Origin of the sequence: Wenzhouxiangella sediminis (genome assembly GCF_003410055.1) — a bacterium.
Taxonomy (GTDB): Bacteria; Pseudomonadota; Gammaproteobacteria; order Xanthomonadales; family Wenzhouxiangellaceae; genus Wenzhouxiangella; species Wenzhouxiangella sediminis.
Genome location: NZ_QUZK01000047.1, coordinates 23,058 through 49,671, shown reverse-complemented (window position 1 = coordinate 49,671; position 26,614 = coordinate 23,058). Strand labels below are relative to the sequence as shown.

Sequence of the window (26,614 nt, the reverse complement as noted above, 5' to 3'; positions counted from 1 at the left end):
AGGGCGGGGCCATGATGTCGCGCATGACCAACTCGATTGCTTTCACGATCGTGCTGCTGCCCTGCCTGGTGGTCGGCGGCTGCGCGCGTCATCTCAACGACCCCGGGCGGGACATCTCGTTTCCGGACAACGGCCATGTGGTGCTGGCCGATCAGCGCTCTTCACCGCCGGACTGGCCGCAAGCGCTGTATGCCGATGTCTATATTCCGGACGGCAATAGTCCCGAAGGCAGTCCGGCGGCCTGGCCGGCTGTGTTGGTGGTGCACGGTGGTGGCTGGGAGCGGCGCAGTCGGGGCGACATGGCCGACATCTCGCGCCGGCTGGCCGACAGCGGTTTCGTGGCGGTCAATATCGACTATCGCTTTGCGCCCGAGTATCGCTTTCCAGCCCAGCTCCATGACGTTCAGATCGCGCATCGGTGGATGCGCGAGGAAGCCTCGCGGCTGCGGATCGATCCCGACCGGATTGCGGGGCTTGGGTTTTCGTCCGGGGCGCACCTGGTGGCGCTGGCCGGGCTGGTGGCCGGCACGGACTCGCCGCTGAATGCCGAGTACGGGCCGGACGACGACGGCTATTTTGCGGTGGTGGTCGGGGGTATTCCGTCGGATTTCATCCTGTTTTCCGGCGGGAAGCTGTTGCGGCAGCTGATGGGGGCGAGGCAGGACGAGGCGCCGGCCGCCTATCGGGCGGCCTCGCCGATTACGCATGTGCATGACGATGCGCCGCCGTTTTTCCTTTTCCACGGCACGCTGGATCAGACGGTGCCATTCGAGCATGCCCGGGTGCTGTACGAGGCGCTGCTCGAACACGGAGTGCACGCTGAGCTCTACCGGATGCGCCTGCGTGGGCACGTTACGTCGTTTCTGTTTCGCGGTGGAGCGATGCGGAGCGCCATTGGGTTTTTGCATGACATGGCGGGGCGTTCGGTTGATGGGAACGGGGGACAGTAGGAGCGATCTCCAGATCACGACGGATTCTGGGCTGGGAGATCGCGGTCCGGAGACCGCTCCTACGGGGGGTTGGTCGTTGTTGGGTTATTTCAGCTTGCTGTATTTCAGCGCACTTCCCCGCGCCAGATCTGCCGGATACTTCTCGGCGTTGAGCTTCATCTTCTCGGCCACCGCCGGGCCGATGTCGATGCCTAAGCGATCGGAGATGGCGGCCAGGTAGATCTGGATGTCGGCGATTTCGTGGGCGACGGCCTGTTTGGCGTCGTCGGGCAGGTTGCCGCTTTCTTCCTGGGTGAGCCACTGGAAGAGTTCGAGCAGTTCGCCGGCTTCACCCGCCAGCGCCATTGCCAAGTTCTTAGGCGAGTGGAATTGGGCCCAGTCGCGCTCGGCGGTGAACTGGCGGAATTGTTGTTTGAATTCGGCCAGTTCGGGCCATTCGGTGGTTGAGCTTCGCCGTGCGGAAGGGGTCATTCTCCAATTACTTTGGGCATCAGATCAATTCTTCGAAATCTCGCAGTCGGTCGGCCGTAGCCGGCAATCCCTGTGCCGCTAGTGTGTCAAGAAATTCGCTGGCGTCCTTCGCGGGATTTCTAAGGCTATTGCGCTGGGCCTTTGCGGCCTGAACGACCGACGCTTCACTCAAGTCCATCTGGCACTCCACAAATCGATCGGGGTGCATGGCTTCGACGCCGAATGGATCGAGTGCATGGCCCGGAAAGTCTTTCAGATTGAAGGTGACTATGATTTGAGCGTGGGCAACGATGGCGGCAGCAAGTACATGCCGGTCATCGGGATCTGGCAACTCCAGCGCCGGGACAAGGCGCTGATAGTTCTCAACGAGGCAGTCCGGCACCGCAGCATCCATGAGTTCGCGGGTGCGCTGAAGCTGTTCCTCGGTGAGGTCGGGGCGATCGGCCAGGAGGTTTCGTGTCCATTCGTCGTGAATGTGCCGGGTCCATCGGGCGGCAAAGAGCCCCGTTCCAGCCAACCGGATCAGGAAGTCGCGCAAAGGAGCGGGGTAGAGAACGCATGCGTCGTAGACGACGACAAAACGCATTCTCAGTATCCCATGTCCAGATCCTGGGCTTGATCGGCGAGTTCCTGGAGAGCAGCGTCAGCTTTCCGGTCACGCTGCTTCTTGTATTCAAGCAGGTCTTTCAACCGCACTCGCCGGTGTGTCCCCACCCTGGTGTGCGGAATCTCATCCGCCTCCAGGAGCTTCACCAGGAAGGGTCGGGACACATTCAGCATATCGGCTGCTTGCTGTGTGGTTAGTTCAGCATGCACGGGAATGGTGGTTACGGCGTGGCCTTGCGCCATTTCAGACAGTAGATTCCGCAGAAGAGAGAGCGCGCTGCGAGGCAGAATCAGCTCTTCCCCGTCCAGCTGCACCCGCGCGCGATCGCTTTCCGGGCGTTCGCGCAGCAGACGACTCAGGGCCGCCGCGCTTTCTCGTGCCAGGCTGACCGCTTCCGGACTCGGAAGATCATCGGTGTACTCAGCGTTGCTCATTTCATCCTTCCCCAGATGGTTCTCACCCTCTCTGACCGCCAATTTATTCGAAATATCCGAAATCAGCAAGGGCTATTGCGGCGTCATCGCCGATTCAGCGAGGCCTGGAAGGGACAGATGGGCTACGGCCTTCGGCCTCAACGCATCCTGCGGATGCTTCGTCGGCCCTCGGGAAATCAATCGCCGAATTGGCCGTTGGAGACTGGACCTGATCGGCCACGCGGGCGGGAGGCCCGCCCGCATGGGTTGGAAGGATGGTCAGCCTTACTCGACCAGCTCCATTTCCTCGATCAGGTGGTCGGCGCCGTCGACCTTGTCCATCACCCACAGCATGTAGCGGCTGTCGACGTGGATGGAGCGGGTGGTGCGGGGGTCGAAGTCCCAGTCGGAGTTGACGCTCTCGATGGTGCCGTCGAACAGCAGGCCGACCAGTTCGCCGCGGGCGTTCATGGTGGCCGAGCCGGAGTTGCCGCCGGTGACGTCCAGGTCGGAGAGGAAGTTGACCGGCACCGAGTCCAGGCTTTCCTTTTCCCAGCGGCCGTGGATGCTTTCGCGGATCAGCTCGAGCTGGTGCTCGGGGGCGTTGAAGGGGGCCTCGCCGGTGTTCTTTTCCAGGATGCCTTCCAGGGTGGTGAAGGGCGCATAGATCAGGCCGTCCTTGGGCGAGCCGCCCATCACGGTGCCGTAGGTGATGCGCAGCGTGGAGTTGGCGTCGGGGTAGGCGGCGTAGCCCTGGTCCCTCTGCCAGGCGATGATGGCGTCCATGTAGTCCGGGCGCAGCACCTGCATGCGGCCGGCGCGCGCCTCGCCTTCGCGCTCGAGTTCGCGTTCGGTGTCATAGAGAGCGACGGCCAGTTGGATGAAGGGGTCGTCGCTGTTCTCGAAGGCTTCCGGGTCGGCTTCCATCAGCTCCAGGCGGCGCTCGACGCTGTCGAGCCCGGTCTCTGCGTAGAAGCGGTCGAGGGTGTCGGCCACCTGCTGTTCGTCCCAGGTCTCGGGCAGGTTCAGGGCCTCGTCCAGGGCTTCGACGCGCACGCTGTCGTCGGCCTCGACGTACTGCTCGAGGAAGAACAGCCATACGGCCCGGTCGACGGCCGGATCGTAGCGGCGCTCCAGGCGCTGCATGCGCTGCTCGAAGAAGGCCATGTCGCGTTCCATGTAGCCGGGCTCGCGCTCGGCGTCGGGCTTCTGGCGTTCCTTGCTCAGGCGGTAGAGATCCTCGGCGGCCGACAGCAGGCTCGATCTGGTGGCGTCGTTGTACAGGCGGTTCTCTTTCGAGGCCTGCGCCATCTCGGCGCTGAGTTCGTCGAGCTGCTCGAGGGTTTCAGCGTAGCCCCGGTCGGGCGCTTCGGATTCGATCCAGGCGTTGAGCGCTTCTTCGCGCGCGCGGCGACGCTCGACCAGGCCGACGCGGCGCGCGCCCTCGATCTGGCCGCCCAGGTTCTTGACGTAGTTGTTCAGGCCGGCGAGCAGGCTCTCATACTTGATGCGCGCGTCCGATCCAACTGGTGCGGCTTCCTCGATGGTGTCGATCCAGCCGTTGAGGGTGTCGATGTAGGTGGGGTAGCGCCACTCGAAGGTGTGTTTCACCTCGGGCAGGCGCGCGTAGCGCTGGGTCGAGCCGGGGTAGCCGGCGGCCATCACGAAATCACCTTCGTCCAGGCCGGCGGCCGAGACCTTCAGGTAGTGCTCGGGTTGGTAGGGCACGTTGTCTTCGGAGTGCTCGGCCGGCTGGCCGTCGGGGCCGACGTAGGCTCGGTAGAAGGCGAAGTCGCCGGTGTGGCGCGGCCACATCCAGTTGTCGACGTCACCGCCGTACTTGCCGATGCTGTCGGCCGGGCCGTAGACCAGGCGCACGTCCTGGATTTCCAGGCGGTCGATCAGCTTGTACTGCGCCCCGCCGAAGAAGCTCGAGACCTGGCAGCGGTGGCCGGCCTGGGCTTCGCATTCGGCCACGATTTCCTTGCGGCGCGACTCGATGGTGTCGTGCACATTGTTGCCGGACATGTCGGCATTGATGCCCTGGCGCACGCGGTCGGTGACGTCTTCGACGCCGACCGTGACGTAAACGCGCGTGCCCGGCGCGGCCGGCAGCTCGGCGGCCATGTCCTCGGCCAGGAAGCCTTCTTCGAGGTAGTTCTGCTCGGCGGTGGCGTTGTACTGGATGGAGCCGCGGGCGCAGTGGTGATTGGTCACCACCAGGCCCTGGGGCGAGACGAAGCTGGCCGTGCAGCCGCCCAGGGAAATGACCGCGCCCATGGGAAAGTCGGTGAGCTCGTCGAGGCTATCGGGGTCGAGTTCCAGGCCGGTCTCCTTGAGGTCCTCGGCGATCAGCGACAGCTGGTCGGGGGTCCACATGCCTTCCTTGGCCGCGGCGCTGCCGGCCAGGATCAGGGCGGCGGCCAGGGCGATTGGTGTGTGTTTCATGGAGTTGCTCCGGTGCTTGGGGCTTTCGAAACGGGCAATGTTAAAGGAAGACAGGTTGCAGGGTTCAGTGTTCAGGTTTCAGGAAAAGACAACTGCATCGTCGCCCCGGCCTTGAGCCGGGGCCTTCCATCGGTCGGCGTCTTCGGTGGGGAGGTCCCGGATCGGGGTCCGGGACGACGCTGTGCGTCGGTTCGGGGTTCCGGAGGCAGGTGGGGCGTTTGGGTGGTGCGGGGCGGCTGCGCCGCGTTGGGTTGGGTTTCAGGTTTCAGGGTTCAGTGTTCAGTGTTCAGTGTTCAGTGTTCAGGAAAAGATAACCACATCGTCGCCCCGGCCTTGAGCCGGGGCCTTCCATCGGTCGGCGTCTTCGGCGGGGAGGTCCCGGATCGGGTTCCGGGACGACGCTGTGCGTCGGTTCGGGGTTCCGGAAAGAATCCGGGATCGGGGTGCGGGCCTGGAATCTGGTTCAGGCTTTTGCCGTGGGGTGGGGCTCGGCATCGGTTTTTCGGCTGCGCGAACCTTTTGGGTGCTCTTGCGACTACCTTGGTCAGGACACCCGGGAAAAAGCCCTTGAACGACAACCGGAACGAACAGGCACGACGTGACGAACTGCTGGCCATCCGCTGCCAGCTCGGCGAGCGCTCGGCCTTCGACGAGTTGATCGAGCGCTATGCCGATCGCCTGCGCGGCTACGTGCGGCGCGTGGCCAACAGCGAATCGGAGGCCGATGACCTGGTGCAGGACACCTGGTTGCGCATTCTTCGGGGAATGCCGGGCCTGCGCGATCCCGCCCGGTTGCGCTCCTGGCTGTTCGGCATCGCCCACCGCGTGCTGATCGACCGGCTGCGGCTGCGCTACGCCGAGCCGGCGCACGCGCCCATCGAGGTACTGGTCGACGACGCCGACCTGCAGGCCGAACACCTGCGCCGCGACCAGATCGAGCACGGGCTGGCGGCACTGGCCCCGCCCGAGCGCGAAGCCGTGGTGCTGTTCTACCTGGAACAACTGAGCCTGGCCGAAATGGCCGAAATAACGGCCGTGCCACTCGGCACTGTCAAGTCGCGCCTGCACCGCGCCCGCACCCGGCTACGGGCCGTTCTCGAAACCAACGACGCCCCGCGGGGCACTGGAGATTCGCCATGAGCACGTCAACCGACTATCGCCCCAACGACCTCCACCGCCAGCTCATGGAACTGACCGAGCGAAGCCTGTCGCCCACCGGGCGCTACGCCCACGTGCTGCTGATGGTCTTCGCCGCCGGCATGGGTGTGCTGGTGGCAGCGCTGCTGATCACCGAGCCGGCCCTGCTGCTTCGCACCCAGACCGCCTTCGGCGTGCTGGTCGCCATCGCGGCCTGCTGGGTGGGCTATTCGGCCTGGGCCCTGTTCCGCCGGCCGCTGATGCATGCCCACCGCGTGGTCGCGGGCACGCTGGCCACCACCTTCAGCGGGCTGTTCGCCGCGGCCACGCTGACGGCGGCCGTGATGACCGAATCGAACGCCGCCTGGCTGGCCGGCGGCTTGGGGCTGGTGATGCTGGCCATCGCCGTCGCCCTGCTGCTGCGCGCGCATCGGCAGCGTCGCGCTCTGCTGTCGAGGCGGGATGAGCTCGAGCGGGCGGCTGGTCGGTTTCGTTGAGCCGGATTTTCCGATGCGGGTGCTAGGGTGCACGCAATTCATAACCACGGAACCACCATGAGCGAACAACACGACAGAGTCCTGCTGATCACCGGCGCCTCCAGCGGCATCGGCGCCGAAACCGCGCGGCAGGCCGCGAAGGAAGGCTACCGCCTGGCCCTGGCCGCGCGTTCGAAGGACAAGCTCGAGGCCCTGGTCGACGAGCTGGGCAGCGATCGCGCTTTCTCCGTGGCCTGCGACGTCACCGATTTCGAGGATCAGAAGCGCATGGTGCAGGCGGTGATCGATCACTACGGCCGCATCGACGCGGTCTTCGCCAATGCCGGGGTCGGCGGGCGGCCCGCCGGTTTCGCCGGCGGCTCGGTCGACGACTGGAAGGAGATGGTTGACGTCAACATCCTGGGCGCGGCCTACACGCTGCGCGCCTCGCTCGACGAGGTGAAAAAGCGCAAGGGCCACGTGCTGCTGACCGGCTCGGTGGCCGGCCGGCGCACCCTGGCCGGTTCGATGTACTCGGCGACCAAGTGGGCCGTTTCGGCCATCGGCTACGGCCTGCGCGCCGAGCTGGAAGGCACGGGCGTGCGCGTGACCCTGATCGAGCCGGGCATGGTCGACACGCCGTTCTTCGACAAGCCGGTGCCCGACGCACTCGAGGCCGCGGACGTCGCCCGCACGGTGATGTTCGCGCTGAGCCAGCCGCCGCACGTGGACGTGCACGAACTGATGGTGCTGCCCACACCGCCGCAGGACCGCTAGAAGGGGCTTTTCCGGGGCGTCGAATTGGCCGGACCGTGAAGCTATAATCGCCGGGAAGGGGACGTTTCCCGCCCGGCGCGCCGCGCCCGCGGGGCCCGTTCCGATGCCCAAGGGGTCCCTGGAAAATGTCGATTGCCGGTCTGCTCGCCCGCGCCTTCCTGATCGTCGTGCTGTTGTCCGGCTCAGGAATGGTGCGCGCGCAGGGCGACGTGCTGGTGCTCGGGCGCGTCAGCGACAACCCGGCCGCCCATTACGACCGGCTCAAGCCGCTGCTCGACTACGTGGTCGCGAACATGGGCGACCTGGGCATTAGCGAGGGGCGGGTGCTGATGGCGCCCGACACGGCGGCCATGGCCAGCTACCTTCGCCAGGGCCAGGTCGACTGGGTCACCGAAACGGCGGGCGCGGCGATGGGCCTGATGGAGCGCGGCGGCGCCGAGCCGCTGGCGCTGAGCTGGCGCGGTGGCGAGCAGCGTTATTACTCGGTGTTCGTGGCCCGGCGCGACAGCGGCATCGACTCGCTCGACGACCTGCCGGGCCATACCATCGCCTTCCAGCATCCCAATTCCACCAGCGCCTACCTGGTGCCGGCCGGCGTGCTGCTCGAGCGCGGCCTGTCGCTGGCCGGGTTGCTCTCGCCGCTGGATGCCGCGCCCTCCGACCGCGTGGGCTATGCCTTCACCGGCGAAGAGGCCAACTCGGTGGCCTGGGTGCACCAACGCCTGGTCGACGTGGCCACGATCAGCAACCAGGACTACGACTATCTCATCCGTCCGGTGGCCAACTACAGCGCCGACCTGCATGTCATCGGTCGCAGTCCGGATTACCCGCGCGCGCTCGAGTTGGTGCGCACCGACCTGGCCGAGCCGATTCGCGAACGCCTGCTCGAACTGCTGCTGGCCGCCGGCTCGGACCCGGACGCCGACGCGGCCCTGAACAGCTTCTTCCGCACCGACCGCTTCACCCCCTTCACGCCCGAGGTCGCGCGCCAGCTCGAGGCGTTGGGCCCGCTGGTCGAGCGCGTGCGCCGGGAGCTGCAGTGAAACGCCCGTCCCCGGGGCTGGGCACCAAGCTGGGCATTTCGGTGCTGCTGGCCGCCGTGGCCCTGCTCGGTGCCCTGGCCCTGCTGTGGGTGACCGGCACGCGCAACAACGAGGCGCTGGTCGAACAGAGCAGCCGGGCGATTCTCGACAATGCGCTGTCCGACCTGCAGCTGCGCGGCGAGGTCACCCTCGAGCACCTGGCCGAGGAACTGCCCAACCTGATGTATTTCTACGATTTCTCGGGGCTGCGCTCGGCGCTGGCGCCGGTACTGGCCCGCGACGACGTGGAATACGTGCAGGTCTTCGACCTGGAGGGCCGGCTGATCCACGACGGAAAGCGGGTGCTGGAGCGCTTCGGCGAGCGCATGGACGATCCGCTGGCCGATACCGTCATCGCCGCCGTCGGCCGGCCGGAAGACCGGCCGCTGGCGCTGTGGAGCGAGCACCGCCTGGATCTCAGTCGAACCCTAATGCTCGGCAGCGTGCCGCTGGGCGGCGTGCGCCTGGGCCTGTCGCGGGGTGCGGCGGACGCGGCGGTGACGCGCGAACAGGCCGAGCTGACCCAGCGCCTGCGCGGACGTTTCGAGTCGCAGATGCACTGGCTGTTCGTCGCCTTCAGCATCCTGGTGCTGGGCGCGGCCGGCGCGGCCTGGCTGATCGCCCGCGGCCTGCTGAGGCCCATCCGGGCGCTGGCTGCGGCGGCCGACCGCATCGAGCACGGGCAGTTCGAGCCGGTCGAAGGGCCCAACCCGCGCGGCGACGAGCTGGGCAAGCTGGTCCAGTCGTTCAACCGTATGGCGCTGTCCCTGCGCGACCACGACCGCGAGATCCGGCGCCTGGCCTACCAGGACGCGCTGACCGGCCTGCCCAACCGCCTGATGTTCCGCGAACTGCTCGACCAGGCCGTCGGCGACCAGGATCACGAACTGACCGGCCTGGGCCTGTTGTTCATCGACCTCGACGACTTCAAGCGCATCAACGACACGCTCGGCCACGATGCCGGCGATCTCGTGCTGACCGAGTTCGCCCGGCGCCTGCAGGACCGGGTGGCGGCCTTCGCCGGCCATTCGGAAGCCGAGCGGCCCGTCATCGCCCGCCTGGGCGGCGACGAGTTCGTGGCCCTGCTCACCGGCGGTGACATCAAGGAACGCTGCACCACCCTGGCGCGCAGCATCCTCTCGAGCCTGGGCGAGGCGTTCCAGGTGGGCGACCGCCAGCTCTTCCTGAGCGCGAGCATCGGGGTGTCGAGCTTCCCCGACGACGCCCGCTCGGCCCGCCAACTGCTCAAGTGCGGGGACCTGGCCATGTACCAGGCCAAGCTCGAGGGCAAGAACGGCCTGTTCTTCTACCGCGACCACCTGCGGGCGGCCGCCGAGGAGAACCTCCGGCTCGAACAATTGCTGCGCGAATCGCTCGAGCGCGGCGAAGTGGACCTGAACTACCAGCCCATCGTGGCGCTGGACAGCGGCCGGGTCGTCGGCGCCGAGGCCCTGCTGCGCTGGCACCACCCCGAGCTCGGCCAGGTCGAGCCGGACCGTTTCATCGCCGTGGCCGAGTCGAGCACCCTGATCGACGAACTGGGGCGCTTCGTGCTGGCGCGGGCGTGTCACGACGCCGCGGCCTGGCAGGAAAGCTGCCCGGGCCTGCGCGTGGGCGTCAACATTTCCGGCCGGCAGTTGCTGCGGCGCGACCTGGTGCACCTGGTGGAGCAATCCCTGGCCGAAAGCGGACTGCCCGCCGCCTGCCTGAGCCTCGAACTGACCGAGTCGAGCCTGCTGCACGACCGGGACCTGGCGGCCGAGACCCTGCTGGCGCTGCGCCAGCGCGACATCAATGTCTGGCTCGACGACTTCGGTACCGGCTTCTCGGGCCTGAACCACCTGCGCCAGCTGCGCGTTTCGGGCGTGAAGATCGACCGCAGCTTCGTTGCCGACATCCTGTCCGACCCGGACGACCTGGCGCTGAGCTCGGCCATCATCGCCATGGCGCATTCGGTGGGCATGCGGGTGATCGCCGAGGGCGTGGAATCGCGCGAGCAGCTCGAACTCCTGCGCGACAACGGCTGCGACCTGGTGCAGGGCTTCCTGCTGGCCCGACCGATGCCGGCCGCCGAGATCGCCGCCTTCCGGCCCGAGCCCGGGCTGTTCGACCCGGCATCCGACTGAGGCCCGCGCGCCGCCTCGCCGCGCTTAACCGGCGGGCATTTATCATTGGGCGAAGGAAAATCCCGGAGAAACCGATGTTCAAGCAGCTTTTCGTTTGCGCTCTTGCCCTGTTGCTGGCCGGACCCCTAGCCGCGCAGGAGACCGAGCTTCGCCCCGTCATCCACGAGGAAGTCTGGCTGATGAAGCGCCTCGGCGCGCCGGTGGTCGCCCCCGACGGCGAGCGAGCCGTGGTGTCGGTGACCGAACCGTCCTACGAGGAGGACGAAGACGTCTCCGACCTGTGGCTGGTCACCATCGACGGCTCCGAACCGCCGCGCCGGCTCACCGCCACGCCCTCGGTCGAGTCCGGCGTGGACTGGCGGCCCGACGGCGGCGCGATCGCGTTTTCGGCCAAGCGCAGCGAAGAGGAAGACGCCGAAGCCCAGATCTACGTGATGGACATGACCGGCCCCGGCGAGGCGCAGCAGGTCACCGAGCTGTCCACGGGCGCGTCCAATCCGAAATGGAGCCCGGACGGCTCGATGATCGCCTACGAGAGCCGCGTCTGGCCCGGGCTGGAAGGCGACGAGGCCAACGCCGAGCGCAAGAAGGCCGAGAAGGACGACGGCATCAACGTCTCGCGCTACGAGTATTTCCCCGTGCGCGACTGGGATCACTGGCGCGACGACAAGCAGACCCGGCTGTTCGTGCAGGCCCCCGAGGCCGGGGCCGAGCCGCGCGACCTGCTGTTCGGCACCGAGCTGGTCTCCGGCCCCGGCTACGAGGGCGGCCTGAACGCCGCCTGGACGCCGTCAGGCGACGCCCTGGTGGTCACCGCCACCGAGAACCTGCACGAGGCCGCGCACTCGATCGTCGAGCGCCATCTCTACCGCGTGCCGCTGGAAGGCGGCGAGCCGCATCGCATCACCGACGGCAGCGACTTCAACTGCGGCGGGGCGCAGTTCTCCCCGGCCGGTGACTATCTCTACTGCCACTACGAGCCGATCAACGACTGGGTCTACAACCACAACGAGATCGCGCGCGGCGAATGGAACGGCTCGGGCATCGACGGCGAACTGGACGTACTCACCGCCGGCTTCGACCGCTCGGTGGGCGGCTTCGACATCGCCGCCGACGGCGAGACGATATACTTCGACGCGGCCGACCAGGGGCGGGTGCGCCTGTTCGCCATGGCCGCCGACGGCAGCGAAATCACCGTGCTCGATGCCGAAAGCCGGGGCGTCTACGGGGGCGTCCAGGCTGCCGGGAACTTCATCGTCGCCAACTGGGAAAGCTCGGCGGTGCCGGTGGAAGTCGTGCGCGTGAATGCCGAGACCGGCCGCCACGCCGCGCTGACCGATTTCAACGCCGAACGGCTCGAAGGACTGGACCGCCCGGCCTTCCGCGAATTCTGGTTCACCTCCTCGAAGGGCCGGCGCATCCACAACTGGCTGGCGCTGCCGCCGGACTTCGACGAGAGCAAGCAGTATCCGCTGGTGCTGTTCATCCACGGCGGTCCGTTCAGCTCCTCGCTGGACGCCGACCACGTGCGCTGGAGCCCGCACCTGCTGGCCAGCGAGGGCTACGTGGTGCTGCTGACCGACTACACCGGTTCGGTCGGCTACGGCGCGGAGTTCTCGCGCAACATCGAGGGCGACCCGCTGGCCACGCCGGGAGAAGAGCTGGTGGAAGCCGCCGACATCGCCACCGAGCGCTTCGACTTCATCGACCCCGAACGCCAGGCCGCCACGGGCGCAAGCTACGGCGGCCACCTGGTCAACTGGCTGCTGGCCACGACGAATCGCTTCGACGCGCTGGTCGGCCACGCCGGCCTGGTGGATCTGGAAGGCCAGTGGGCCACCAGCGACGTGATCTACCACCGCGAGCGCATGAACGACGGCCCGCCCTGGGGCGACAGCGAGGTCTGGGACGAACAGAGCCCCTCGACCTACGCGCCCGAGTTCTCCACGCCGACCATGCTGACCATCGGCGAGCAGGACTACCGCGTGCCGCTCAACCAGACGCTCGCCGCCTGGACCTACCTGCAGCGCATGCAGGTGCCCTCGCGCCTGCTGGTCTTCCACGACGCCAACCACTGGATCATGAAGGGCAAGGAGGCCCGGCACTTCTGGAACGAAGTGCACGAGTGGCTGGCGGAGTACCTGAAGGACGAATGACTGGTTCGTTCGTTCGTTCGACAAGATGAGCGTCTTCCCGGACGCCGCGGTGCGGCGATCCGGGAGCTTTCAGGGCAGCCCGCTCGTTCTCGGCGCTGCGGGCGCTCCGGGGAGGTCCCGGCTCGGGGGCCGGGACGGTGGTTCAGGCATAGCGGCCCGGCGCTTCGCTGACCTGGTTCGGGCGGGCGTGGTGACGGAGCCATTCGAGGAGCCCTTCCTCTTCCATCTCACCGGCCGCCAGCGCCATGAACACCGGATACAGCTCGCTGTCTTCCGCCAGTAGCTGGTGACCGTTGAGTTCCAGGAACAATTCGCAGGCGACCGCGGCGGTTCGCTTGTTGCCGTCGACGAAAGGATGGTTTCTGCTCAGGCCAAATGCGTAGCTCGCTGCAAGTGCAACGACATCGACATCCTCACCGTAGGCGTACAACTGCTGCGGACGCGCAAGCGCGGACTCCAGCATCCCGCGATCCCGGACACCGGTTCCGCCGCCATGCTCGATGAGCTGACGTTCATGGACCGCTTCGATCAGATCGCTTGAGAGCCAGATCGGATCAGTCATCGCCTACTCCGCGAGTTTCTTGAGCAGGTTGCGCCGCTTTCGCATGATCTTCTCGGCCGCATCCATCTGGCGGGCCAGTTCGGGATCGTAGGGGCTGAGCACGATGCCGTCGGGCGTTTCGCGCACCATCAATTCGTCGCCGCGGCCCACCCGCAGGCGCTCGAGCACGTCCTTGGGCAGGATCACACCGGTGGAATTGCCGATGGCGGAAACTTTGAGCTTGCGGGTCATGGTCGGGGCTCCGGGTTGATCGGCAACCCAGTATAACAATTGTATTACGGCGCGCAATGGGCGCACGCCGGCCCGACATTTGATCCCCGGACGACGCCCCGAGTGCGGTAATCTATGCCTCAGCGGGTTGGCGCCCGGGGACGCTGAAGGGGGAGTTTCTCTCCGCCGTTTCCATGTTGTTCGTCGATCTGCCCTTCGCGGGCGGCTTGCGTTCGCCCTGATCAAACAAGCGGGAGAAACACATGAACACCTCCATCCTGGGTCGAGGCGCCTTGACCTTCTTGCTGCTGGCCGCTTCGGCACTGGCCTTTGCCCAGTCGCCCACCTATAGCTATATCGAGGGCGGGGCCGGCTTTCACGATTTCGAGAGCTTCGACAACTGGGACCGCGAAGGCTACTGGGCCGGTTTCTCGGTACAACTGGGCGACTCGTTCTACGTCGATGGCAGGGCGCAACGATACAGCCGCGACCTTTTCGCTCTCGTGCCGACCACCCCCGACGATCCCGATTCGGAGTTTGTCCGCCGCCGTGTCAACTCAACCCGCCTCGAGTTCGTCAACGTCAACCTGGGCTATCGCCTGCCGATCGGCCGACGCACGGATCTCAACATCGAGCTGGGTGTCGACGATCGAAGCGCGCGTTTTCGCGATGAACAGGACTACCGCGCGTCCGTTGGCGTGCGCTCACGCTTGTGGGGCAGATTCGAAGGCCGCGCCATGTTGAGCTATCGGGACAAGGAGCGCTTCAGAAGCGGCGACTACCTGCTCAGCGTGGAAGGCTCGTACCACTTCTCCAGCCTGTTCGCGGCGACGCTGCAGCTCGAAACCGATGAATTCGACACCAACATCGCCCGGGCGGGCCTGCGCCTGATGTTCTGATCCAGCCCGCAGGCCGCGGCGCGGCAGCGAGTGCGTGTCGAGCCCGCCGACACCCCGTCGCCATGAATCTGCTAGATTCTGCGGCTCGTCCCGTTCCAGGAAGCACTCGATGCCCGCAGTTTCGAAGCCTGACCAGCGCCTTTGCGCCCTTGTATTCGCCCTTGTGGCCGCAGTGGGCCTGATGCCGGCCGCCATGGCACAGGCGCCGATCATCCAGCCCGGCAAGCCCGGCGAGGCCAGCCGCACAATCAGCGCCGAGGAGGCCACCGACCTGGCCGGCATCGGCTACTCGCAAGCCGACGTGACCTTCATGGCGGACATGATTCCGCATCATCACCAGGCCCTGGTGATGTCCGAACTGGTGGCCGAACGCACCGGTCGCAACGAAATGACGGAGCTGGCCGAACGAATCACCGCTTCGCAGACCGACGAGATCGCCTTCATGCAGGACTGGCTGCGCGAACGCGGCGAGGACGTGCCCGATCCGTCCGCGCACCACGCCATGCACACGCACCACGACATGGCCGGCATGGCCAGCCCGGAGGAGATGGCCGAGCTGGAAGCGGCCAGCGGGCCGGACTTCGACCGCCTCTACCTGCAGCTGATGATCGAGCACCACCAGGGCGCCATCACCATGGTCGACGAACTGCTCGAAACCCGCGGCTCGGCCCAGGACCCGGTGCTCTACGAGTTCGCCACCGATATCGTCAACGACCAGGAATCGGAAATCGAGCGCATGACCGCCATGCTGGCCGGTTTCTCGCCGGATCCGCGCGTGGGCCTGGCCGCCGGCTTCCGCGATGCCGGCGAGGCAATCTCCAATCTGGAACGGGTCGCCGCCCTGCCCAAGCCCGACGGTTTCTTCGACCCCGAACACCCGGCGGGCCGGCCGATCCCGCGTGACGACGAAGACGAGGCGGACGACGAAGACCAGGAAGAAGAAAAAGAGGACGAGGCCGCCGAAGCCGGCGATGAAAGCGAAGGCGACGCCATCCGCCCGAACGACGGCAAGCCGCGTCCGTCGCTGCTGAGCTTCTCGAACACGGATATGGCATTCACCGACGAGGTGATGGTGGCCGGCAACTACCACGGCTTCAACGTCTACGACATCAGCGGCGAGGGCGCACCACGGCTCATGAGTTCGGTCGTTTGCCCCGGCGGCCAGGGCGACGTCTCGATCGCCGGCGACCTGCTGATCATGTCGGTGCAGGACATGCGCGCCCGCGTCGACTGCGGCCTGATGGGCGTGGCCGGCAAGGTCAGCGAGGAACGCTTCCGCGGCCTGCGCATCTTCGACATCTCCGACCTGACCCGCCCGGTGCAGGTCGGCGCGGTGCAGACCTGCCGCGGCTCGCATACCCACACCATCGTCTCGGGCGACGGTTCGCCGGGCAGCTCGCTGATCGTCTACAACTCCGGCACCGCCCCGGTGCGCGAGGAAGAGGAAATGGCAGGCTGCGTCGACACCCGCCGCTACGGCGACGAGCGCACCGCGCTGTTCCGCATCGACATCGTCGAGATCCCGGTCGACCGTCCAGCCGATGCGCGCATCGTCGACAGCCCGGCGGTCTTCGCCGACACGGAGACGGGCGAACTGGCCGGCCTGTGGGCCGGCGGCGATCATGGCGACGACACCCAGGAAACCAACCAGACCGACCACTGCCACGACATCACCGTGTACCCGGAGAAGCAGCTGGCCGCCGGCGCCTGCTCGGGCAACGGCATCATCTTCGACATCTCCGATCCGATGGCGCCGAAGCGCATCGACGAAGTGGTCGACCCCGGCTTCGCCTACTGGCACTCGGCCACCTTCAACAACGACGGCACCAAGGTGCTGTTCACCGACGAGTGGGGCGGCGGCAGCCGGCCGCGCTGCCGGGCATCCGACCCGCTCGACTGGGGTGCCGACGCCATCTACGACATCGTCGACGGCGAGCTCGTCGCCGGCGGCTACTTCAACATGCCCGCCCCGCAGAGCGCCGAAGAGAACTGCGTCGCCCACAATGGCTCGATCATTCCCGTACCGGGCCGCGACATCTTCGCCCAGGCCTGGTACCAGGGCGGGTTGTCGGTGGTCGATTTCACCGACTCGTCCGATCCCTTCGAGATCGCGTTCTTCGACCGCGGCCCGGTCAACGGCGATGAACTGACGATGGGCGGCTACTGGTCGACCTACTGGTACGACGGACGCATCTACGGCACCGAGATCGCCCGCGGCATCGACGTGTTCGAGCTGCTGCCCAGCGAGCACCTCAGCGAAAACGAGATCGCCGCGGCGAAGGCCGCCATCGACGGCGAGTTGTTCAACCCGCAGACGCAGACCCGCCTGAGCTGGCCCGACTCGCCGGTGGTGGCGCGCGCCTACCTCGACCAGCTCGAGCGCAGCGACACGCTGACCGTCGAGCAGCGCGCGATGCTCGACGAGGTGCTCGCTCGCAGCGAATCCGGCGGGGCGGGCGCCGAACTGCTCGAGGATCTCGATGCCGCCGTCGGTGTCGTCTCGGGACAGGCCGCGCGCGCCGAGGGCGCGACCCGCAAGCGCCTGGAAGCCCTGGCCGACACCCTGCGCGGGATCGCGGCATCGCTTTAGGCGGCAGAATCCTGGAAGGTCCCGGCTCGGGGGCCGGGACGACGGGTTATGGAAGTCCCTGACCGCCACCCGCTTCGTCTCGGACCCCCCTTCCGTCGCCCGGAACCCCCTCCCGTCGCCCCGGACTTGATCCGGGGCCTCGCCTCTAGCGGCGCCGATCGCGCCGCCGCGGGGGAAAGTGCACCCAGCTGACCACGACCACCACGCCGAAGGCGGTGTAGACGACCTGGAACACCCACCAGGGCAGGTCCAGGAACAGCAGGTTGCCCAGCCAGTACTGGATGAAGCTCTGGCCGTAGGCCGCCTGGCCGGCGGCCTCGCGCAGCCAGCCCTCCCAGACGGTCAGCGGGCAGAGCTCGCCCAGCCAGGTCTGGATGACGATGAAGGCGATCAGCGCCAGGTGCGTGAAGCGGAACCAGGGGTTGCGCACCCAGTCCCAGCCCCGCGCCCAGCCGATCATCACCAGCACCTGTCCGCCGACCACGAAGAGCACGAACAGGGCGTGGACAACCAGGATCGCGTCGGCCAGCAAGCCCGGAAAGGGAAGACTCTGGAAAAACTCGCGGGTCATGGGGGCATGGTAGCCGCGAACTTGATCCGGGGCCTGCTCTCTGAAGGTGCCTGCGGATGGAAGGTCCCGGATAACGACTTCGTCGTTTCCGGGATGACCCGCGTTGCGGGTCACCTTGACGTTTCGTTCACGCCGCCCCACCTGATAAGTCAGATTCACTTTCCACCCCGATCATGTCCACCCGGCCCGAACTGCAGCCGCTGTTGTCGCTGACCCTGTCCGGCGAGATCTCGACCAAGTCCTCGCACACGCGGCGGCGCTTCCAGCGCCGGCTGCGCAGCAACCTCAAGGCCGCGCTCGAGCGCGAGGGCTTCGAATCGCGCATTGCCGACAGCCGCGACCGCATCGACATTCACGGCGTGCCGGCCTCGACGGCGCCGGTGCTCGCCCGGGTATTCGGCGTGCAGTCCGTGCGCGCGGCGCACGCGCTGGAATGGGAATCGCTCGACGACATCGTCGAGGCCGGCACCGCGCTGTTCGCCGGCGAGGTGAAGAACCGGCGCTTCGCCGTGCGGCCCAGACGGGTCGGCAACGGCCTCGCTCGCGAACTCAGCGCCGGGGTCGCGCGGCGCCTCGGCGCGGCGCTGGTCGAAGCCGGCGGCCGCGTCGACCTCGACGACCCGGAAGTCGCCGTGCACGTGGAAATCCGGCGCGACGACGCGGTGCTGTTCGGCAACCCCTTGCCCGGCCCCGGCGGGCTGCCGCTGGGCACCGAGGGCCGTGCACTGACCCTGATCTCGGGCGGATTCGACTCGGCGGTCGCGGCCTGGCAGCTCCTGCTGAGGGGCCTGGACATGGACTTCGTGCTGTTCGACCTGGCCGGCCCGGAGCAGGTTGCCGGCGTGCAGCGCGTGCTCACCGAACTGGAGCGGCGCTGGCTGGCGGGATCGCGGGCGCGGCTGTTCGTGGTCGACTTCCGGCCCGTGGTGGCCGAACTTCGCGCCAACACCCGCGGCGACTACTGGCAGGTGATGATCAAGCGCCTGATGCTGCGCGCCGCCGACCGCCTGGCCCGCCGCAGCAAGGCCGGGGCCCTGGTCACCGGCGAGGCGCTGGGGCAGGTGTCGTCCCAGACCCTGGCCAACCTGGGCGCAATCGGTGCTCGCACCGAGCTGCCCATCCTGCGCCCGCTGGTGGGGCTCAACAAGGAAGCCATTCTCGAACGCGCCCGCGAGATCGGCACCTTCGAGGCCAGCTCGGGCAACGCGGAGTTCTGCGCCCTCGACGGCGGCCGGCCGGTCACCGGCGCGCGCGCCGCGGCCCTGGACCGGCTCGAGGAACGCATCGACTCGGACCTGATCGACCGCCTGGTCGACGAGGCCGAAGTGATCCAGCGCGAGCAATTCGCGACCCCGCGCCGCGACGAGGCCTCGCTGGATCACGTTCCCGACGGCGTGGCGGTCATCGACCTGCGCGACGAGCAGGCGCACGGGCGCTGGGCCTGGCCGGATTCCGTCCAGCTCGATTTCGATCGCGCCTGCCGTTTCGCCGGTTCGCTGCCGAAGGACCGCGAGTACCTGCTGGTCTGCGAATTCGGGCTCAAGAGCGCCTGGCTGGCCGAAGCGATGCAGCGGGAGGGTTTCCGGGCCTGGAGCTTCCGCGGCGGCATCCGCGGAATGCAGAAGTTGGCCCCAAGTGGGGCTAGTCCGGGTAGCCCGTGATCTCGCGGATGTCGCGGTAGAGCGGCGCCAGGCGCTTGTACAGGCGCTGGTAGACCCGGCGATAGAGTTTTTCGTAGACGGCGTGGTTGTCTGCGTCCGGCTCGATGCGGTGGCCGACGCGCGTCATCTCGTTGATGGCCACACGCACGCTCGGGTACCAGCCCAGGCCGTAGGCGGCCAGCACCGCCGCGCCCAGGCCGGAGGTCTCGACGGTATGCGGGCGCTCGACCGGGCAGTCGAAGATGTCGGCGGTGATCTGCATCACCGTGTCCGAACGCGCCCCGCCGCCGCAGGCGCGCAGCACCTGCAATCGCCGGCTCGAGCGACGCTCGATGCGCTCGGCGCCGTGACGCAGCTCGTAGGCCACGCCCTCGAGCAGGGCGCGGTAGAGATGGGCGCGGGTGTGCACGTCGCCGAAACCGATGATCGAGCCCTTGGCCTCCGGCCCGGAGTCGATGTCGTTGCCCCAGTAGGGCTGCAGCATCAGGCCGAGCGAGCCCGGCGGCACGTCGGCCACCAGCTCGTCGAGCAGGGATTCGGCGGTGACGCCGGCGGCCTCGGCGCGCTGGCGCTCGGCGAGCCCGAACTGCTCCTTGAACCAGCTCACCATCCAGAACCCGCGCGGCACGGCCGACTCGACCATGAAGTAGCCGTGGCGGGCGGCCGGGAAGGCGGGCATCGGCGGTTTGGCCTCGAAATAGCGCGCGCTGTGGACGCTCACCGTCGAGCGGGTGCCGAAGCTGATGCAGGCGGCGTGGCGGTCGGTGACGCCAGCGCCGACCAGGTCGCAGGCCTTGTCGGCACCGGCGGCCATGACCGGCACGCCGGCGCCCAGGCCCAGGTGCTCGGCGGCCGATGCAGTCAGCTCGCCGAGCTGTTCGCCCGGCTGGACCAGTTCGGGCAGCTGTTCGCGCCGGATCGACAGGGCCGGCCAGCGCCAGCTCTTCGGTCCGGCCCAGCGACGACCACGATAGTCGAAGGGAATGTAGCCGACCTGGCTGCCGACCGAATCGGCCAGCCGCCCGGTCAGCCGGTGGTTGAGGAAACCCGACAGCCCGACGAAAGCGGCGGTCTTGCGCCAGGTCTCGGGCTCGTTGACCGCCAGCCAGTTGCACTCGGCGTTCTCGCGCATGTTCGCCAGGGCCTTGCCGCGGGCGGTCAGCCCGATCAGCAATCGCCAGTGCAGCGGCATCTTCGGCAGCTCGTCGATGTCGACGCGGCGACGGTCGGTCCAGAGAATCGCCGGGCGCAGCGGGCGGCCGTCGGCGTCCAGGCAGATCTGCGTTCCGCGCTGGGTGGTCACCGCCACCGCGGCCACGCGGGACGGGTCGTGGCCTTCGTCCCAGAGCGCGCGAGAAGCCCGGCCGATCTCGGCCCAGAACAGTTCGGGCTCCTGTTCGGCCCAGCCCGGCGCGTCGGAAAACCAGGGCTCGATCTCGATCTTGTGGCGCCCGACGAGTTCGCCGCGGGCGTCGAACAGCAGGGCGCGGATGCTCTGCGTGCCGTTGTCGATGGCCAGGATCAGCGGTTCGGTGTTGTCGCTTGCGCTCATCGTTGCTTCTCCCCCGGACGATCCCGATGCGGCACGGCGTAGCGTGCCGCGTGGATCGCGCGGTAGCGTTGCCATTCTTCTTCCCACCGTAACGCGTCCCAGCCAAGGTCGCGTCGACACAGGGCCTCGACGCGCTCGGCCAGGGACGCGCCGCCGTCGTCGAGCAGCAGGCCCACGCGGCTGCGGCGCAGCAGCAGGTCGTCGAGGTGCACCACCGCCTCGCGCCGCGCCGACCAGGCCAACTCGGCCCAGAGCGTGTCGGTGCCCGGCACGGGCTCGCGTTCTTCCGCGCCGGCTTCGGCCAGCAGCCGCACCGCGGCCGTGCCGTAGGTCCCGCCGAGGCGGCGCGGCAATTCGTTGTCGAAGCGCAGGCCCGGCAGATGGGCGGGGGCGGGCGAGAAGACGGGGGTTTCGTGATCGGCCGCGAACGCCCGGCCGACGCGCCGCGCGGCGCGCCGCAGCACGTCGTTGGCCATCAGCCGGAAGGTGGTGAGCTTGCCGCCGGTGACAGTCACCAGGCCGTCCTCGACGAAGACGACATGGTCGCGGCTGGCCTTCGAGGGCGCGATGCGCGCCGGGTCGTCTCCGGCTTTCGCCACGATCGGGCGGATGCCCGACCAGGTGGAGACGATGTCGCCTTCGTCGATGCCGGCGGCCGGGAACTGCGCGTGCACGGCTTCGAGCAGGTAGGCGACCTCGGCGCGGGAGATGCCGGGCTCCTCGTCGAGATCGCCTTCGTAGTCGAAATCGGTGGTGCCGACGACGGTGCGGCCGGCCCAGGGATACAGGTAGACGAAGCGCCCGTCGCGTGGATGGCGACAGGCCAGGGCCTGGAAGACCGGCAATCGCCAGGCCGGCACCACCAGGTGCGAGCCCTTGAGCGGACGCAGGCGCGGCGCGCCGCCGACCGAATCGCGCAGGCGGTCCGCCCAGGCGCCGGTGGCGTTGACCACACAGCGGGCCTCGAGCGTCAGCCGGCGGCCGTCGACTTCGTCGACCAGCTCGACGCCTTCGACGCCGTCCTCACCGCGCTGCAGGCCTTCGGCGCGCAGGTAGTTGAACGCTTCCCCGCCGTCGCGGCGCGCCGCGGCCAGCAGGCGCATGACCAGGCGAGCATCGTCGGTGACCGCGTCGACGTAGCCGACCGCGCCTTGCAGACCCGCTTCATCGAGACCGGGCAGAAGCCAGGCGGTCTCTTCGGCCGAGTGGAATCGATGCCGGGAGCGGCCGGCGAAGCGATCGTAGAACCACAGCAGCGAGGAAAAGACGCGGCGGCCCGGGAATTCACCCTTGCGAACCGGATACAGGAAGGGCAGCTCGTCGACCAGGCCGGGCGCCTCGCGCAACAATCGCTCGCGCTCGGCCACCGCTTCGCGAGTCAGGCGCAGGTCGCCCTGGGTGAGATAGCGCAGGCCGCCGTGGATCATCCGCGCCGAGCGGCTGGAGGTGCCCCAGGCGAAGTCGCGCTGCTCGACCAGCAGCACGCGCCAGCCGCGGCGGGCGGCTTCGCGCAGCACCCCGGCGCCGGTGATGCCGCCGCCGACGACGACCAGGTCCCAGGGTTCCCCGTCACCGGCCAGGCGATCGAGCCCCGCCGCGCGCTGCCCGGGCTGCCAGCCGTCGAGGTGCTTCACGAGCGATCCTCCGGCAGCAACACGCCGGGATTCATGCGCCCGTCCGGGTCGAAGCGGTGAAACAGGGAGGCCAGCGCATCCAGGCCCAGCTCGCCCTTCTCGGCGGCCAGGTAGGGCGCATGGTCGCGGCCCACGCCGTGCTGGTGGCTGATCGTGCCGCCCCAGTCGACGATGGCCTGGCTGGCGACGGCCTTGACGGTGCGCCAGCGCGCCAGCGTCGTGTCGTAGTCGTCACCGACGCGATAGAGATAGCTGGTGTAGGCGCTCGAGCCCTGCCGGTAGACGTGAGAGAGATGCGTGAACACGTGAACGCGCTCGCCGTGGTCGGCGAGCGCCGCGGCCACGCGGGCTTCGACATCATGGATGTAGCCGTCGACCCGCGACCAGTCCAGCGCCGTCTCGAAGGTGTCGACCGCGTAGCCGAGTTGCCACAGGGCCTCGCGCAGGTAGGGATAGCGGAAGCGGCCGTGCGCCCACTTCGCGCCCAGCTTGCCCGCCATCAGGCCGACAGCGCCGTGCCGTTTCAGGATGCGTCGGGCCTGCCGGCGGGTTTCGGCGACCGCCACCGTCGAACCGGTGTAGCCGAGAGTGAGCATGCACTTGCCCTCGCCGACGCCGCGCAGGCGCAGTAGGCGCTCGAACCAGCCGAGCTGGCTCTCGTCCACGGCCAGGCGCAGGCCGGTGAAGGTCTCGGCCGGGTTGGCCACGCGCAACATCGACAGGCCGATGCGTTGCCGGGCGAGTTCGCGGGCGCAGCCGAAGGCGCGTTGCCAGTCGGGCAGGAACAGGGTCTCGAAGCGCTCGTCCTCGGGCAGCGGGCTGACCCGCACGCGCACTTCGGTGATCACGCCCAGCCGCCCTTCCGAGCCGAGCACCAACTCGCGCAGGTCGGGCCCTGCGGCCGAGGCCGGAAAGGTCGGCAGGTCGAGCGGCCCGGCCGGTGTCTCCACCCGTCCGCCGGCAAAGAGCTGCTCGATGCGCCCGTAGCGCAGCGACTGCTGTCCGCTGGACCGGCTGGCCACCCAGCCGCCGAGCGTCGACAGCTCCCAGGACTGCGGGAAATGTCCCAGGGTGTAGCCGCGGGCGCGCAGCTGTGCCTCGACCTCCGGCCCGCGGGCGCCGGCACCGAAGGTGGCGATGCCGCTGGTCTCGTCGAGATCGAGCAGGCGGTTCATCTTCGTCAGGGCCAGGGTGACGACCGGGCGAGCGCCCGCCGCGGGCGTGATATGCCCGGCCACCGAGGTGCCGCCGCCGTAGGGAATCACGATGAAGTCGCGCTCGGCCGCCAGGCGCAGCAACTCGCGCACCTGCTCGCCACTCTCGGGCCGGGCGACCGCGTCGGGGAAGACGCCGAACTCGCCCGAGCGCATGGCCAGCCAGTCGGGCAGGCTCTGGCCGCGCGCGTGACGAACGCGGAGCTCCGGATCGGTCTCCAGCAAGTGGTGGTCGCCACCGCCCAGGCGTGATTCCGGAACGCGCGCGATCACCTCGGCCAGCCCGGCATCGGGCAGGGGCGCCGACGGACCGAGCAGCTCGGCCAGCAGGGCAGCCGCCGAGCCCGGCAGGGCCATCGCCGCAGACTCGTCACCCCAGCCGTTCCAGCGGCGCATGGTTTTCTCCCCGGGTTCGCAGGGTTTTACGTTAGCAGACGGGGCCCGGCGTCGCTTCGCTCCTTCGGGGCTTTGTTCTTTGGTGCTTTGGTGTTTTGGTGTTTTGGTGGGGTGGCCGGCTTCGTAGGATGCGTAAAGACCGCATGCCGTAACGCTTCATCACCCCGCGGTAGAAGCGAATGCCTGCGGGCAGCCGCCCGATTGTCCTGATGCGTTTCACGCATCCTACGGTTCTTTGACTTGTCGAGGTTCGCTCAACGACCGGTAGAACCAGCGTCAACCGATCCCCCAACACCCAACGCGCCGCACCAAAAAACCAAAACACCAAAGAACCAACAAACCAAGCCGCGCGGCGAAGCCGCCGCCTAAGCGTTCTTCGCAATCACCTTCAGCGGAAGCCTCTTCATCACCCACCCGATGGGCCGCCAGGGCCAGCCCGGCACGCAGGCGGTGGCCGGGGCGCGTTCGATGGCGCGGACCATGGCGCGGCTGCCGGTGGTCTCGTCGACCTCGAAGGGCATCTTGTCGGCCTTCTCGTTGAGCTCGGTGCGGATGAAGCCGGGCAGGAGCGTGGTGACCTCGATCGGGGTCTTGATCAACTCGGCGCGGATGCCTTCGGCCAGGTGGGCCAGGCCCGCCTTGCTGGCGGCGTAGGTGGTCATGTGGCCGGGCAGGCCGCGCACCGCACTCATCGACGAGACCAGGACGAGGTGGCCGTGATTCTGCTCGCGGAAGATCTCGACGGCGGCTTCGCACTGGGCCAGGGCGGCGACCAGGTTGGTTTCCATCACCTTGCGGTTGTGCTCGAAGCGGCCGGTGCCGATGCGGCGGCCGTCACCGACGCCGGCGTTGACGACGATGCGGTCGAGGCGGCCCAGGCTGCGGGCGAAGTCCCTGAAGACCTCGAAAACGCGATCGTGGTCGTTGACGTCGAGTGCCCGCAGTTCGACGCGGATGCCGTGTTTGCCGGTGAGTTCTTCGCGCAGCTCCTCGAGGCGTTCGGTGCGGCGGGCACACAGGGCGAGATTGCAGCCCATCGCGGCGAACTCGCGCGCCATGCCGCGGCCCAGGCCGGAACTGGCGCCGGTGATCAGGATATTCTTGGCTGTCTGGTCGTTCGTTCTGTCGCTCATGCCTCGCATTATGGCGCACGGGCCCACGGGCCTGCCCGGTTCATCGCCCCGGGCGCGCATTCGTCGCCGCAGGACCGGCGTTCGTCACAGAGGCGCACGAACGCCGCGGCGTGTCGGCAAGCTGTGACATGAATCCAAAGCAACACGGAGAAAGTCTCGATGGATGCCATTTTCTACAACAACCTGCGATCACTCCTGTTCGCCGCCTCGGCGCTGCTGGCCGGGACGGCCACCGCGGCCAACCTGCAGGAAACGCTGGAAGAACGCCTGGCCGGCGACCGCTCCGGCGTCTGCGCGGCCGCCGTGCACCTGGGTGAGTCGGAGGAAACCGCCTTCTACTGCGCCGATCCGCAGAGCGCGCGTGAAGTCGACGCACAGTCGCGCTTCGAGATCGGGTCCTTGTCCAAGGCGCTGCAGGGCCTGCTCGTGGCCCGTCTGGTCGAACACGGCGAGCTGTCGTTGGACGAGCCGGTCAAGGCACTGCTGCCCGAGGGCGCCGAGGTGCCCGAACACGAGGACGGACCGATCCGGGTCCGGCACCTGCTGACGCACACCGCCGGCCTGCCGCGCCTGCCGGCCGGCTTCGAAGTGGACGACCCCGCCAACCCCTATGCCGGCTACGCGCCCGAGGACCTGCTGGCGGACCTGGCCGAGACCGAGTTGGCGAGCGCGCCCGGCGAGCAGTTCGCGTATTCGAACTTCGGCGCCATGCTGCTTTCCCTGGCCCTGGTCGAGCGCACGGGCACGCCCTTGCCCGAACTGCTCGAACGCGAGGTGCTTGAACCGCTGGGCATGGACGACACCTCGATGTCGGGCCCGACCCTGCAGGGGCACAGCGGACGCGGCAAGCCGGTGTCCAACTGGGACTTCCACCCCGACCTGGGCGGCGTGGGTGCGGTCCGCTCGACCGCGGCCGACATGAGTCGCTGGCTAGACGCCTTGCGCGGCGAGCCGCAAGGCCCGCTGGCCGACGCGCTCGTGCGCTCGCGCGAGGTGCTGGTCGAGGCCGGCGGACAGAAGTTGGGTTACGGCTGGCTGCACCTGCCGCTGAACGATCGATTCGTGCTGGCGCACGACGGCGGCACGGGCGGGTTCTCGAGCTTTGCCGTGGTCGATCCGGAAACCGACCAGGCCAGCCTGGTCCTGATGGACACCTCGATGATCGATCGCGGCAGCCTCTCGGATCTGGCCTTCCACCTGGTCGAGGAAAGCTATCCGCTGCAGTCGCCGCGCAAGGCCGTGGCGCTGCCCGAGGGGGCCGACGCCGAGGACTACGTCGGCCGCTACGCCATCTACCAGGGCGAGGCTCGTTTCATGGGCGACTTCACGCTCGAGGTGACCGCGCAGGACGGCGAAGTCGTGGTGCAGGGCAGCGCCGGCGGGCAGACCCAGCCCGAAGTCGGCGTCGACCCCGACGGCGTGGATCGCTTCATCCACCCGCCGCTGGATCTGGTCATCGAGTTCCAGCGCGGCGCCGACGGCCGGGTCACCGGCCTGGTCCTGAAGCAGGCCGGCATGACGCTGCGCGGCGAACCCCTGTAAGCCATAC

Annotated in this window: 22 protein-coding genes; 11 read left to right on the top strand and 11 right to left on the bottom strand. The window is 68.0% G+C overall.

The annotated features are described in order from the left end of the window. Positions 1-23 precede the first annotated feature (23 nt). Positions 24-950 (top strand): alpha/beta hydrolase, encoded by a 927-nt coding sequence (locus DZC52_RS13185; protein WP_116651651.1) that lies wholly within the window; start codon positions 24-26, stop codon positions 948-950. Positions 951-1,034: 84 nt separating this feature from the next. Here DZC52_RS13185 and DZC52_RS13180 read toward each other — a convergent pair whose 3' ends face one another. The 4 genes from DZC52_RS13180 to DZC52_RS13165 all read right to left on the bottom strand — a co-directional run bounded on the left by DZC52_RS13180 (position 1,035) and on the right by DZC52_RS13165 (position 4,889). Beyond that, positions 1,035-1,421 carry a nucleotide pyrophosphohydrolase gene (locus DZC52_RS13180; protein ID WP_116651616.1) on the bottom strand — a complete coding sequence of 129 codons (387 nt, stop codon included), beginning with the start codon at positions 1,419-1,421 and terminating at the stop codon, positions 1,035-1,037. A 19-nt stretch (positions 1,422-1,440) separates the two neighbouring features. Further along, positions 1,441-2,007 carry a PIN domain-containing protein gene (locus DZC52_RS13175; RefSeq protein ID WP_181918952.1) on the bottom strand — a complete coding sequence of 189 codons (567 nt, stop codon included), beginning with the start codon at positions 2,005-2,007 and terminating at the stop codon, positions 1,441-1,443. A gap of 2 nt (positions 2,008-2,009) precedes the next feature. Then, positions 2,010-2,531 carry a helix-turn-helix domain-containing protein gene (locus tag DZC52_RS13170; RefSeq protein ID WP_245960828.1) on the bottom strand — a complete coding sequence of 174 codons (522 nt, stop codon included), beginning with the start codon at positions 2,529-2,531 and terminating at the stop codon, positions 2,010-2,012. Between the two features lie 195 nt (positions 2,532-2,726). After that, a complete protein-coding gene (locus DZC52_RS13165; RefSeq protein ID WP_116651614.1) occupies positions 2,727-4,889 on the bottom strand; it encodes a S46 family peptidase in 2,163 nt (720 codons plus the stop codon). Positions 4,890-5,456: 567 nt separating this feature from the next. Here DZC52_RS13165 and DZC52_RS13160 point away from each other — a divergent pair. The 6 genes from DZC52_RS13160 (at position 5,457) to DZC52_RS13135 (ending at position 12,643) form a co-directional block, all read left to right on the top strand. Further along, entirely contained in the window at positions 5,457-6,029 is a 573-nt protein-coding gene (locus tag DZC52_RS13160) for an RNA polymerase sigma factor (RefSeq protein ID WP_116651613.1), read from the top strand. Continuing rightward, on the top strand, positions 6,026-6,523 hold the full coding sequence (locus tag DZC52_RS13155) for a hypothetical protein (protein ID WP_116651612.1): 498 nt from the start codon (positions 6,026-6,028) through the stop codon (positions 6,521-6,523). Before DZC52_RS13160 ends, DZC52_RS13155 begins: the two co-directional genes overlap by 4 nt. A 57-nt stretch (positions 6,524-6,580) precedes the next feature. After that, positions 6,581-7,279: an SDR family oxidoreductase gene (locus tag DZC52_RS13150; RefSeq protein WP_116651611.1), complete on the top strand. Its 699-nt coding sequence runs from the start codon at positions 6,581-6,583 to the stop codon at positions 7,277-7,279. Between the two features lie 125 nt (positions 7,280-7,404). Beyond that, complete coding sequence (locus DZC52_RS13145; RefSeq protein WP_116651610.1) at positions 7,405-8,322, top strand: phosphate/phosphite/phosphonate ABC transporter substrate-binding protein; 918 nt, start codon at positions 7,405-7,407, stop codon at positions 8,320-8,322. Beyond that, complete coding sequence (locus DZC52_RS13140) at positions 8,319-10,487, top strand: putative bifunctional diguanylate cyclase/phosphodiesterase (RefSeq protein ID WP_147307707.1); 2,169 nt, start codon at positions 8,319-8,321, stop codon at positions 10,485-10,487. Before DZC52_RS13145 ends, DZC52_RS13140 begins: the two co-directional genes overlap by 4 nt. Positions 10,488-10,561: 74 nt before the next feature. Then, a complete protein-coding gene (locus DZC52_RS13135) occupies positions 10,562-12,643 on the top strand; it encodes a S9 family peptidase (RefSeq protein ID WP_116651608.1) in 2,082 nt (693 codons plus the stop codon). A gap of 142 nt (positions 12,644-12,785) precedes the next feature. Here the strand turns inward: DZC52_RS13135 and DZC52_RS13130 are convergent, their stop codons facing one another. Both DZC52_RS13130 and DZC52_RS13125 read right to left on the bottom strand, forming a co-directional pair. Then, the gene (locus tag DZC52_RS13130) at positions 12,786-13,205 is read right to left on the bottom strand and encodes a type II toxin-antitoxin system death-on-curing family toxin (RefSeq protein ID WP_116651607.1); all 420 of its coding nucleotides are present in this window, start codon (positions 13,203-13,205) and stop codon (positions 12,786-12,788) included. A 3-nt stretch (positions 13,206-13,208) separates the two neighbouring features. Continuing rightward, positions 13,209-13,436, bottom strand: a complete 228-nt coding sequence (locus DZC52_RS13125; RefSeq protein ID WP_116651606.1) for an AbrB/MazE/SpoVT family DNA-binding domain-containing protein — start codon at positions 13,434-13,436, stop codon at positions 13,209-13,211. Between the two features lie 242 nt (positions 13,437-13,678). On the opposite strand from DZC52_RS13125, the gene DZC52_RS13120 reads away from it, so the two are divergent. Beyond that, on the top strand, positions 13,679-14,314 hold the full coding sequence (locus tag DZC52_RS13120) for an outer membrane beta-barrel protein (protein WP_116651605.1): 636 nt from the start codon (positions 13,679-13,681) through the stop codon (positions 14,312-14,314). A 109-nt stretch (positions 14,315-14,423) separates the two neighbouring features. Next, positions 14,424-16,904: a DUF305 domain-containing protein gene (locus tag DZC52_RS13115; RefSeq protein ID WP_116651604.1), complete on the top strand. Its 2,481-nt coding sequence runs from the start codon at positions 14,424-14,426 to the stop codon at positions 16,902-16,904. Positions 16,905-17,049: 145 nt separating this feature from the next. Here DZC52_RS13115 and DZC52_RS13110 read toward each other — a convergent pair whose 3' ends face one another. Further along, positions 17,050-17,475 (bottom strand): DUF2784 domain-containing protein, encoded by a 426-nt coding sequence (locus DZC52_RS13110; protein ID WP_116651649.1) that lies wholly within the window; start codon positions 17,473-17,475, stop codon positions 17,050-17,052. Between the two features lie 173 nt (positions 17,476-17,648). On the opposite strand from DZC52_RS13110, the gene DZC52_RS13105 reads away from it, so the two are divergent. Beyond that, complete coding sequence (locus DZC52_RS13105) at positions 17,649-19,136, top strand: tRNA sulfurtransferase (protein ID WP_116651603.1); 1,488 nt, start codon at positions 17,649-17,651, stop codon at positions 19,134-19,136. Here the strand turns inward: DZC52_RS13105 and DZC52_RS13100 are convergent. The 4 genes from DZC52_RS13100 to DZC52_RS13085 all read right to left on the bottom strand — a co-directional run bounded on the left by DZC52_RS13100 (position 19,117) and on the right by DZC52_RS13085 (position 25,065). Beyond that, positions 19,117-20,688: an FGGY-family carbohydrate kinase gene (locus DZC52_RS13100; RefSeq protein ID WP_116651602.1), complete on the bottom strand. Its 1,572-nt coding sequence runs from the start codon at positions 20,686-20,688 to the stop codon at positions 19,117-19,119. The two genes, DZC52_RS13105 and DZC52_RS13100, sit on opposite strands and share 20 nt — an antisense overlap. Continuing rightward, a complete protein-coding gene (locus DZC52_RS13095) occupies positions 20,685-22,322 on the bottom strand; it encodes a glycerol-3-phosphate dehydrogenase/oxidase (protein WP_220338386.1) in 1,638 nt (545 codons plus the stop codon). Before DZC52_RS13095 ends, DZC52_RS13100 begins: the two co-directional genes overlap by 4 nt. Next, positions 22,319-23,932, bottom strand: coding sequence for an FAD-binding oxidoreductase (locus DZC52_RS13090; RefSeq protein ID WP_116651601.1), 1,614 nt, complete (start codon positions 23,930-23,932; stop codon positions 22,319-22,321). The genes DZC52_RS13095 and DZC52_RS13090 overlap by 4 nt, the downstream gene beginning before the upstream one ends. A gap of 365 nt (positions 23,933-24,297) precedes the next feature. Continuing rightward, positions 24,298-25,065, bottom strand: coding sequence for an SDR family oxidoreductase (locus DZC52_RS13085; protein ID WP_116651600.1), 768 nt, complete (start codon positions 25,063-25,065; stop codon positions 24,298-24,300). Between the two features lie 159 nt (positions 25,066-25,224). Here DZC52_RS13085 and DZC52_RS13080 point away from each other — a divergent pair, with 159 nt between their 5' ends. Next, on the top strand, positions 25,225-26,607 hold the full coding sequence (locus DZC52_RS13080; RefSeq protein WP_116651599.1) for a serine hydrolase: 1,383 nt from the start codon (positions 25,225-25,227) through the stop codon (positions 26,605-26,607). The last annotated feature ends 7 nt before the right edge of the window (positions 26,608-26,614 follow it).